1 protein-coding gene is annotated in these 1,123 nt (G+C 68.7%); it reads left to right on the top strand.

The annotated features are described in order from the left end of the window. Positions 1-1,123: IS256 family transposase (locus ACLNEE_RS16740; protein WP_412007433.1), on the top strand; the 1,123-nt coding region annotated here is incomplete at both ends.

The following is a 1,123-nucleotide window of genomic DNA, read 5'->3' as shown; positions in this document are numbered from 1 at the left end:
ATTCTGCCGCCCATGAGCTGGCGCAACTGCTTGGCAGCGGCACCGCCGGTGACCTGATCCCCGAACTGGTGCGCCAGGGCCTACAGGCCCTGATCGAGGCCGAGGCCGCTGCTGCCCTTGGAGCCGATCGCCATGAGCGCACCACCCAACGGCGGGGCCACCGCAACGGCAGCCGGGAGCGGCTGCTGAGCACCCCGGCCGGCGACATCCAGCTGCGCATCCCCCGCTTCCGCACAGGCAGCTTCTACCCCTCGTTGCTGGAACCCCGCCGCCGGGTGGATCGAGCCCTGTGGGCCGTGGTGATGGAGGCCTACGTCTCCGGCGTCTCCACCCGCAAGGTGGACGAGCTGGTGGCCGCGCTGGGGTGTGAGAGCGGCATCTCCAAATCGGAGGTCAGCCGCATCTGCCAGGGGCTGGACACCCAGGTGCAGGCGTTTCTGGGCCGGCCGCTGGAGTTCAGCCGCTACCCCTACATCTACCTCGATGCCACCTACCTGCACGGCCGGGATCCGGCCCGCAGGCAGGTGATCTCCAGGGCGGTGATCGTGGCGGTCGGCATCACCGGCACCGGACAGCGGGAGGTGCTCGGCATTGAAGTCGGCGACAGCGAGGACGAGGCGTTCTGGACCGCCTTCCTGCGGCGCCTGCGCGAGCGAGGGCTCTCTGGTGTGCAGCTGGTGATCAGCGACGCCCACGCCGGCCTCAAGAAGGCGATCACCCGTTGCTGTCAGGGCACCAGCTGGCAGCGCTGCCGCGTGCACTTCGCCCGCAACCTGCTGGTCAAGGTGCCCAAAGGCAGTCAGGACATGGTGGCTGCCGCCCTGCGCTCGGTGTTCGTTCAGCCCGAGGCCCAGGCGGTGGAGCAGCAGTGGGAGCAGGTCATCACGATGCTCCGCGAGAAATTCCCCGCCGCCGCTGCCTTGATGGAGCAGGCCAGGGAAGACGTCCTCGCGTTCCGGGCCTTCCCGCCGGAGCACTGGCGCAAGATCTGGAGCACCAACCCCCTGGAGCGGCTGAACAAGGAGATCAAACGCCGCACCCGCGTCGTCGGCATCTTCCCCAACGACGCCGCGATCATCCGCTTGGTGGGAGCCCTGCTGCTGGAGCAGCAGGAGGAATGGCA

Source organism: Aphanothece stagnina RSMan2012 (assembly GCF_046764815.1).
Taxonomy (GTDB): Bacteria; Cyanobacteriota; Cyanobacteriia; order PCC-6307; family Cyanobiaceae; genus NIES-981.
Note: the sequence above shows the minus strand (reverse complement) of the source record. Positions and strands in the feature narration are given on the sequence as shown.